Annotated in this window: 8 protein-coding genes; 2 read left to right on the forward strand and 6 right to left on the reverse strand. The window is 40.2% G+C overall.

Features of this window, described 5'->3' with window-relative positions:
- Positions 1–349: 349 nt before the first annotated feature.
- The 3 genes from FTU79_RS15730 to FTU79_RS15740 all read right to left on the reverse strand — a co-directional run bounded on the left by FTU79_RS15730 (position 350) and on the right by FTU79_RS15740 (position 2,958).
- Positions 350–1,612, reverse strand: a complete 1,263-nt coding sequence (locus FTU79_RS15730; protein ID WP_180051299.1) for a hypothetical protein — start codon at positions 1,610–1,612, stop codon at positions 350–352.
- On the reverse strand, positions 1,609–2,250 hold the full coding sequence (locus FTU79_RS15735; protein WP_180009533.1) for an ABC transporter ATP-binding protein: 642 nt from the start codon (positions 2,248–2,250) through the stop codon (positions 1,609–1,611). Before FTU79_RS15735 ends, FTU79_RS15730 begins: the two co-directional genes overlap by 4 nt.
- 111 nt (positions 2,251–2,361) lie before the next feature.
- Positions 2,362–2,958: a TetR/AcrR family transcriptional regulator gene (locus FTU79_RS15740; RefSeq protein ID WP_180051302.1), complete on the reverse strand. Its 597-nt coding sequence runs from the start codon at positions 2,956–2,958 to the stop codon at positions 2,362–2,364.
- A 96-nt stretch (positions 2,959–3,054) separates the two neighbouring features.
- Between FTU79_RS15740 and FTU79_RS15745 the strand changes: the two genes are divergently transcribed.
- Positions 3,055–4,260, forward strand: a complete 1,206-nt coding sequence (locus tag FTU79_RS15745) for an oxygenase MpaB family protein (RefSeq protein WP_180051305.1) — start codon at positions 3,055–3,057, stop codon at positions 4,258–4,260.
- Between the two features lie 47 nt (positions 4,261–4,307).
- Here the strand turns inward: FTU79_RS15745 and FTU79_RS15750 are convergent, their stop codons facing one another.
- The 3 genes from FTU79_RS15750 to def form a co-directional block, all read right to left on the reverse strand.
- Positions 4,308–6,374, reverse strand: coding sequence for a TonB-dependent copper receptor (locus FTU79_RS15750; RefSeq protein WP_180051307.1), 2,067 nt, complete (start codon positions 6,372–6,374; stop codon positions 4,308–4,310).
- A 72-nt stretch (positions 6,375–6,446) separates the two neighbouring features.
- A complete protein-coding gene (locus FTU79_RS15755) occupies positions 6,447–6,866 on the reverse strand; it encodes a DUF2946 family protein (protein WP_180051310.1) in 420 nt (139 codons plus the stop codon).
- Positions 6,867–6,955: 89 nt separating this feature from the next.
- Entirely contained in the window at positions 6,956–7,486 is a 531-nt protein-coding gene (def, locus tag FTU79_RS15760; RefSeq protein WP_078191459.1) for a peptide deformylase, read from the reverse strand.
- Between the two features lie 119 nt (positions 7,487–7,605).
- On the opposite strand from def, the gene FTU79_RS15765 reads away from it, so the two are divergent.
- Positions 7,606–8,760 carry a LysM peptidoglycan-binding domain-containing protein gene (locus tag FTU79_RS15765; RefSeq protein WP_180051313.1) on the forward strand — a complete coding sequence of 385 codons (1,155 nt, stop codon included), beginning with the start codon at positions 7,606–7,608 and terminating at the stop codon, positions 8,758–8,760.
- Positions 8,761–9,087 lie beyond the last annotated feature (327 nt).

Below are 9,087 nucleotides of genomic sequence, written 5' to 3' on the forward strand. Positions count from 1 at the left end.
ATTTCGATCGATCAATCAGTAAAAATCCACACAAGTTGTTCTTCATAATCTTTTAATGATCTTCTTGTTGGTTCGTCACCAGCAAGCTAGGTCGGCTATATTACTCTTTATTTCTAAAGAGTCAACCAGTAATTCAAATTATTTTTAAACTTATCAAATAAAACCCAACTTAATCAATTCAACCAAGTCATTGTTTTATCAGAAGTTTTAATCTTCATCACTGCCGATGGATGTGCATTCTACAGCATTTCACATCCGTTGCAACACCCTTTTCCATTTATTTTTAATTTTTCATTACGTTTGTTTATTTATTCTACTAAATCAGTGTTTTTTACTTAAAAAAGTGTTTTTAGCGTACAGAAAGCATGCAATACGCCACAGGCACCCATAAGATAAACATTAAAACTGGCATAACACCGTGCACTTCTTCAGGTTTTCTATACAACCATTGAATAAATGGAATGGCGATACCAAATAATGCCGCCATCAATAGCACATCAACAAATCCACCTTTCAGCAGTAACCACATCAAGACTGGCACACTCATCATTAAGCCAATTATCAATAAAACACAGTATTCGTATTTTCTGAGCTGCCATAGTGTGAATCCTTGAATGATCCAGAATCGCTCTGCATATTCAAAATTTGATTTTAAGTCCATTTTTATCACGCCTAGATTGAATAAACTCAGTGCAATATAGATGGCACACATCAATTGGAATAATTGTGAAGCAGTGAAATCAAGGCTCATGATGTTCCAAGTATCCGCCTGCGTGGCGAACCAATACAAAATCACGACCGCTGTAACCGAAATACCAATACTAACAATACGATGGGTTAGAAATCTTTTATGAAATGCCTGACGAATAATGAGTTTATTTTGATTGAGCCAGAGTGGGCTATATTTCTGTATCACAAATACGCTAGGTACATGTAGCTTTATTGGTTTTGATTTCCTACCGAGCAGCCAAAATTTTATCGCAGCTATACATATGCAAGTAGATAACAACACCGCAACGAGTTGAGCGTCCAATATAGCTAGGCTCAAAATGGGTAAATATGTCAAAAGACAGACTAAACCGAAATATTGATTCTGTTGTAAAAACAGCATTTGTATGATTAATAAATTAAAGATCCAAAGAAGCATCAATACACTAATACCAATGGAAGCCAAAAACTCATACTCAACCCAAACATATAGAAGCGCTAAAACAAATGGCAATAACAGCAAAAAGCTTAAACTGCCTAAAAATTTGATTTCCACTGCAAAGCGACTTTTGAGCGTGATTGGCAATAGCGCTAGATAGCGATACCCTTCTCCACCGCTCAAAGCTTTACGCTGTATCGCACACCAAAATACATTTAAGGCAAGAAAGCCTGTCCAAAGAAACAGATTCGTGATTAACGATTTGCAATAAACCAAATCAATAATGGGCTGCACTAAAGATAAGAGCAGTCCGAATAGCATTGGCCCGAGAATTAATGTGACTAAAATAAGTAAATGCTTTTGCCGTGCAACTGCGTCTGCTGTGGTCTTGACATAAAATATCCATCGATATTTCAAAAGCGTTTTTATGATTGTTCGCTGCCCAACATGTCTTTGTATATTCATGCCGCCTGCTCATTGGACTTTAACCTATCTAGCTCGATGATTTTTGCTGCAAGACTGTCTCTAAATACAGGATCATGGCAAGACAATAGAATCAATTTTGATTGGCTCTGCTGTAAAAGTATGCTTGTTAATTCAGCCAAGGCGTTTTGATCTAAGCCATTGCTCGGTTCATCTAAAATCAGTAATGGTGCCGAAGTCATTAAGGCTGCAACCAATAAAAACTTTTTGGTTGTGCCAAAAGACATGTCAGCAAATGGCGTGGCTAAATAGTGTTCTAATTTAAATTTTTCAATGAATATTTGATACTGCTCATGCGCTATCCCTCGAATATCACACATTAAATTCAGAAACTCCTGCCCTTGTAAAAAATCATAAATAGGGCTTTTATCTGGCACATAGGCCACAAGTTTCTTGTATTCATTGTTATGAGGGGCATATGGCTGATCATTAATCAAAATATTGCCTGCATCGAAATCCAGCATCCCAGCAATCATCGCAAGTAAGGTGGACTTCCCTACTCCATTCTCAGCAACAACAGCGACAATTCCGAATTCGTTTAACTCTAAATTTAGATTTGAAAATATACATTTTCCCGCAAAAGATTTGGACAATTGCTGCAAGCTCAAAGAAACCATCATGATGTTCCTGATTTATTATATTAAGTTATTGATTTATTATTAATCTATCTTCACATATCTTAGATCTGAATTAAATAGATTCTTTAATCGACAACTTTAATTTTTTCAGTGTTATTCACTATCTAAATACGCCAAAATCATCTTCGACAATTCCACTTTAAGCTGCTGTTCTGTAATTAAAAAACTATTATTGCTCACATAGCGCATCATGGTAAATAAAGTACTGTTAATAATCACAAAAGAGCGATGTTTCAGCGTTTCAAAGTTCCAATGTGAATAATAACGATTAAATAAATACATCCCAACTTCAAAAAAATGCTTTTCCAAAACCTGAGAGGCATCTGAATGACTGTATTGATGCCAATGTTTTAAGATCTCAATGAAGAAGCCACGATCAGCTTTCAACATATCAAAGCCAAACTGAATACAAAGTGGGATCACCTCATAAATACTGTGCTGCTCTTGCTCCACGACTATATTTTTTAGTGCTAACCCCAATTGTTCTGATTCTCTGAGCAGTAACTCTTCTACGATTTGCTCTTTATTTTCAAAATATTGATAAATCGACCCAACGCTCACCCCAGATTTTTCCGCAATTTTGGGCGTCGTCAGCTCCAGTAAACCTTGTTCTGCAATACACAACTGCGCAGCTTGCAAAATGCTTTCCACAATCATTTTCGCGCGTTGTTGTTGTGGTCTTTTTCTCATTGTACGGCTCTCCAATGCGATAGTGTTATGCGAATTGAATGCGAATAAATATTCATATTAGTGTGATATGCAACAATAACATTGAAGATCAAAAACATGACCACTCACTTCAATACCCGACTGACTTCATTTCAGGCCATGCAGCAATCTAATCTGCTGAGTTTTCTACTGTCTTATTTGACGGGTCAGGCTGCACAGCCAAATTACGCCCAATATCTTGACCTCAATAAAGCCTTGCAATGTGGTGACCCACAGATGGAAAAAGTGCTCACGTGGATGATGCAGAACCCTAAACAGCATCGTGAATATTTTGAAATCGCTCTATTTAAAGGTGTCGAGCAGCTTCCCTTTTCTATTCCTGAACTCGAGCATTTTTTTAAGCATGTTGAACAAACACCGCCGTGGGTAGAGCCAGAAAAAATACAGCAAGCCCTTGAGTTCACCCATCGACTCGGGATTAACAATGGCTTTATTTTGCGAGACCTTTCACTCATGGTCGGTTATCTCTTCCCCGGTTTCAATCAGCCACTCATGCTGACCGGTGCTTTAAATAAACAAGCCGGTACACGTCTAGCTGAAACCACTAAATGGTGGGTAGATATCACTGAAGAACGAGGACTCGAACGTTTGCATGCAGGATTTACATCGACGATTTATGTGCGTTTTATTCATGCTTTGGTACGGCATCAACTCCAAAAAGGCAAAGACTGGGATTTTGCAACGTGGGGGGTACCGATGAATCAATTTGACTTGGCGATGACCAATCTTGCCTTTAGCAGTGTGGTACTTTTGGGCATTCGCGCTTTAGGAATTTTTCCGTCAAAACAAGAAACTGAAAGCTTTTTGCATTTTTGGCGCTATGTCGGCTGGTTGATGGGTATTGATGAAAAATGGTTAATTGCAAAAGAATCTGACGGTTGGAAACTGCTGTATTGGATGCAATTTGTACACCCCCAATCCGATGCAAGCAGCATGGCTCTCGGTGCCAGTCTCTCTAAAGAACCTTTTGAACGACAGTACAAATACCTTCGACCACTTCAGCAAAAACTGGCTTATCGACAACATCTGGAGCTGACACAATTTTTTATTGGCAAAAAACGCATGCATAAATTAGGGCTCAAACCACAGTCCGCCGCATGGTTTGCCTATTATTTATTGGCTAGAAATCTTGTCCTGTATTCAGGTGCTAAGCATGTCCCGAGTTTAAATCAAAAATTACAGCAAAAAGGCCGTGCGATTCAAAAACTCGGTTTAGCACTGTATCAAAGTAAGGCCAAACAACTGGCCAGTATGCACCAATAAAAAAAGCAGAGCGATCGCTCTGCTTTTTGGATGACAAATGTCCGGACTTAGAATTTCATCGAAATACGTGCCCAATAATTGCGACCGATATTATTAAACTGTTGATCAGTCGCTAAACCTGTCCCTGCATCACCCAGTTTATTTAGATGTTCGGTATAAGTTTTATTCAAGAGATTATCCACACCCACAGATACATCTACACCCTCATCAATATGATAAGTACCATTTAAAGACAGTGTGCCAAATCCTGCACTTTCTTTCAGGTCATAACCCACGATATTGCCTTGGTGCGCACTGATACGATTTTGCCCATCAACCACACGCCAGAATGCTCCCAAAGTATAATTATCTTGGATATAACGTAAGTTGATCCGTGCTTCTAAAGGTGAGATTTGTGGTAATGGCGTATTATCCGTGGTGTTTTCCCCCCACGCATACATTGCGCTGACATCTGCTTGGATCGCATCTGTAAATTGATAGCCAATCCCAGCTTCTGCACCTGCAATGGTTGCATCGATATTTCGACTATGCGCTTCCATACCCTTCATCATTCCTGTTCCAAGCTTATAACTCGTTAAAATATAATCATTCACCAAACCAGCATAAGCCGACACCCAAGAATTCAAAGCACCATGTTGATGTTGATAGCCCATATCTAACTGAAGCGTTTTTTCCGTATCAATATGATTGAATGTATTGATATCACCATTTCCTGATTTTGGGCTAAATAATTCCCAATAATCTGGCATACGTTCTACATAGCCTAAACCAATATAGGTTTTACCATCATCATGTTCAGGATGTGTATTTTCAAAACGGATAAAGCCACTTGTTAAGGTTTTATCCAATTTACGGTTATAACCTTGATCAATTGAATCTTGTCGTTCATCTTTCACATCGACTTGATCAAACCGAACACCTGAAACCAAACTGTTTTGATCATCAAAATGATAGGTTAATTCACCAAAACCACCATAAGACTGATATTTCATGTCTGTCATACGTGGCTGGTCTTGATAAACAATATGATTTTTTGAATCTGTTTTACGAATACTATGTTGGTTATTTTGGCTGTCGATACCCGTAATAAATTGAAGACTATCCCATTCATGGGTTACGGCCATACGAGCGTTTAATGTTTTACGAGCAACATTAGTCGCCATTTTCATCATTGGTTCAGGACGTAAACTATAGTTATCCATGACATGATCATTAAAGCTATAGTTCACTTGTGCTTCAATTTTCTTAATCACCTCAGTGACATTCTTTTTCTCGACTCGAAGCCCCAAGCTTTCACGGGCAAATTGCGAACCATCCATCATTCGGCCCGCGTACACCGCCTCACCATCGGCTTTACCTCCAGTAAATTCTACCCATGTATCTTCGTTTGGCGTCCAACCGAGTGCCAAATCTGTATTCCAACGCTCCCAGTCTGACGGCACAGTATTACCATCTCCATCTTGGTAGCTGTCTGCAACAGAACGGCTAGCATTTAAACGGACATATTTATGCTCATCCCCCATGGCCGCCTCGACATTATGATCTAAACGACCATAAGAGCCGATCATCACACTGACTTGACCACGGTAGTTTTTATCAGCATCGAATTGTTCAGGTTTGCGTTCAAATAAGACTGTTGCAGCAGAACCTGTATTGGCATATTGAACCGTTTGAGGTCCTTTAATCACTGAAATACGATCATAGCTTTCAGGTGAAATATAAGACGTCGGCGAATCCATACGACTTGGACACGCCCCTAGATTTTCTGTGCCATCGGTTAAAATTTTAATGCGTGAACCAAACATGCCACGGAAGGTGACATCGCCATTGGTTCCTGCGCCACTTTTCACTGCACTAAAACCCACAATGCTTTTTAAATAATCGGCCCCATCACTGGCAGGTATCGGTTGAATCGGCTGTTTTGGATTTGCACGGACAATTAAACCATTGGCATCATTCCCTTGATGTGATGTCACCACAATCGGTGCCAAAGTCTGTACTGCATTGGTTTCCGTCATCTCTACGGGCATCTCGTCAGCCATCACAGAAGTTGAATAGCAGGCAATACAAATTGCAGCCGCAAGAGGCTGTAGAAAAAATTTAGGCTGAGCCATGTTTATCTCACAAAATACATAAATAAAGGCGTACCTGAGTCCTCAAAGACCCAAGTTTAAAAAACGTCGGATTTATGCAGCGAGTGGTGGGGCTCGACCTTGCGGAAGTAAAAAGAGTTGTTGAAGAACAAACCAGACATGCTTGAAAGCTTTTTGAAAAGCAATTAAACGAACTTGAATTCGATCAAGCACTTCTTTCACATCAAGTTCAGGGGGCAAAACCAAATTGCCATAGACCGTACAATACTGACATTGATGACTGGTATCATGTTCATGGGCAGTATGATCGACTTGAACTTGCTCAGCGTGAGCGGAAGATGAATGGTGTGAATGTGCGGTATGTTCAGCATGAACATTGGGAAGTAAAAGTGCACGCGTAATGGTTTCGCAGACCGGAGCAACTTGATATTGCTTGGGCAACAATGGCTGTAAAAAAACAGCAATCTGCAAAAAAACGGCTGCAAAGGACAGCAGCACTCCACTACGAAACAATACAGGCAAACCCTAACATTTGTCTGCCCCAAGTATAACAAAGCCCAATCGAAATTGGGCTTGTCTCAGGTATTTTTTACCGCGATCAATTAACGCTTAACTGCGACTTTATCTTTTTGGCGTTGGCGAACCAATTTTTCCACTTTGTCACGTGCACGTTGACGTTTCAAAGGCGATAGATAGTCGACGAACAACTTACCATTTAAGTGATCCATTTCATGTTGGATACAAACTGCGAGAAGTCCGTCCGCTTCCACTTCAAATGATTGACCTTCAAGGTTAATTGCCTGAATTTTTACACGTGACGGGCGCTCAACTTTATCGTATATTTGAGGCACTGATAAACAGCCTTCTTCATAGGGCTGCGTCTCTTGCGTCAATGGCGTAATTTTGGGGTTAATAAACACCATGGGTTGATCTTTTTCTTCAGATAAATCCATGACTATCAGCTGAATATGGTGATCTACCTGTGTTGCTGCCAGGCCAATTCCCGGTGCTTCATACATAGTTTCAAACATGTCGGCTGCTAACTGACGAATTTCATCAGTAACTTCTTCGACTGGTTTTGCAATGGTACGAAGACGGGGATCGGGGAAACTTAAAATAGGTAATAAGGCCATACGACGTCCTCACTTATGCCATTGATCAAAAAACAAAATGAAGGAATGCTTCATCAAAAAATTGTGTGTAATATCGTTATTATAACGCAGTTACATACATAATTTTAGGAATTATGATAATGAAAAAGGTTTTGAAGGGCATGCCAACTTTTAGTGCCTTGGGGTTTAAAAAACAATTATTGGCACTTACAGTCTGTGTAAGTGTGGGGATGGGAATGGTCAGTGTTGCAGAAGCTGCCCCTGCTCGTAACGTCAATCCACCGTCATTGAAGGCAGGTGCCCCTCAAGTTTATGTGGTGAAAAAAGGCGATACGTTGTGGGATATTTCCAAGCGTTTCTTAAAAAATCCCGTGCGCTGGCCTGAAATCTGGGCGAGCAATAAACACGTGAAAAATCCGCACTGGATTTTCCCAGGTGACCGCCTATTAATGTGTACCTACAATGGCCGCCCAATCATCGGTAAGGATGAAGGTGATGGCTGTGAAGGTATTATTCGTCGCTATACAGGTGGCACTAAACTTCAACCACAAGTTCGTGTTGAATCCCTCAACAGTGCGATTCCGGTTATCCCATTAGAATATATTAAGCAATGGCTTGAGCGCAGCATGATTGTTGCCGCTGATTCTGTTGAAGGCACACCTTACATTTTAGGTACAGCTGATCAACGTGTATTGGCAGCCAAAGGCCAAACAGTTTATGCTCGCGGCCAAGGCATGCAAGTCGGTCAACGATATGCTGTTTACCGTGAAGGCGAACCGTACATCTTTACCGATGCAAACGGCAAAAAATACAACGCAGGTTTAGAACTGACTCAAGTCGCTTCAGGTGTTGCCGTTCGTGGTGAAAATGACATTACCACTTTAGAACTAACCGATACTTATAATGCTGAAGTTCGTCGTGGCGATCGTGTTCTTCCTGAATATAACCCAATGCTGCCAACACTGTTCTATCCAACCAATGCAGAAAATGTCACTGCTGGCGGTAGTGTAGTTCGTGTTATGGGCTCGATTGGTACTGCAGCGGTTCACAGTGTTGTGACGATCGACCGTGGTAGCTTGCAAGGCGTTCAATCTGGTCAAGTCTTTAGCGTGAACCAAAAAGGTGAAATCGTGACTGATCCAAAAACCAAAGAACGTGTTCAACTTCCAGGACAACGTATTGGTAACATTATGGTATTCAAAACGTTTGATAACCTAAGCTATGCTTATGTACTTGAAAGCGAATTACCAATCAAAGTAGGTGCAACGATTCAGCCACCACTGATGGATGACTAAGACCAAATCCATAAAAATGAGGCTGTATTTCAGCCTCATTTTTTATTATCCAACAACGATATCACTGATCATTTTAAACCATAAAAAGAAGACAGATTCAAAGGTCTCATTATGCTCAACTCATTGACTGACTTGCATTTAGATTACATTCGCCTGTGGTTTGTGGTGCAACACTCACTTCGTAGTTTCTATAAAATTCAGCTCTGTACACGACAAAAATAGATAACTCATTGAAATAATGTCACAATAATTGTTTTCTAACGACGAATACTATGACACATCTCAATGAGTTATATCTTATCTTAAACAAATCTCTAAAATGGAACA

The organism is Acinetobacter sp. YH12144, assembly GCF_013418345.1.
Taxonomy (GTDB): Bacteria; Pseudomonadota; Gammaproteobacteria; order Pseudomonadales; family Moraxellaceae; genus Acinetobacter; species Acinetobacter amyesii.

Excerpts from the sequence above, each read along its gene's own strand:
- FTU79_RS15730 (WP_180051299.1), bottom strand. The coding sequence starts at position 1,612 with ATGAATATACAAAGACATGTTGGGCAGCGAACAATCATAAAAACGCTT.
- FTU79_RS15735 (WP_180009533.1), bottom strand. The coding sequence starts at position 2,250 with ATGATGGTTTCTTTGAGCTTGCAGCAATTGTCCAAATCTTTTGCGGGA.
- FTU79_RS15740 (WP_180051302.1), bottom strand. The coding sequence starts at position 2,958 with ATGAGAAAAAGACCACAACAACAACGCGCGAAAATGATTGTGGAAAGC.
- FTU79_RS15745 (WP_180051305.1), top strand. The coding sequence starts at position 3,055 with ATGACCACTCACTTCAATACCCGACTGACTTCATTTCAGGCCATGCAG.
- FTU79_RS15750 (WP_180051307.1), bottom strand. The coding sequence starts at position 6,374 with ATGGCTCAGCCTAAATTTTTTCTACAGCCTCTTGCGGCTGCAATTTGT.
- def (WP_078191459.1), bottom strand. The coding sequence starts at position 7,486 with ATGGCCTTATTACCTATTTTAAGTTTCCCCGATCCCCGTCTTCGTACC.
- FTU79_RS15765 (WP_180051313.1), top strand. The coding sequence starts at position 7,606 with ATGAAAAAGGTTTTGAAGGGCATGCCAACTTTTAGTGCCTTGGGGTTT.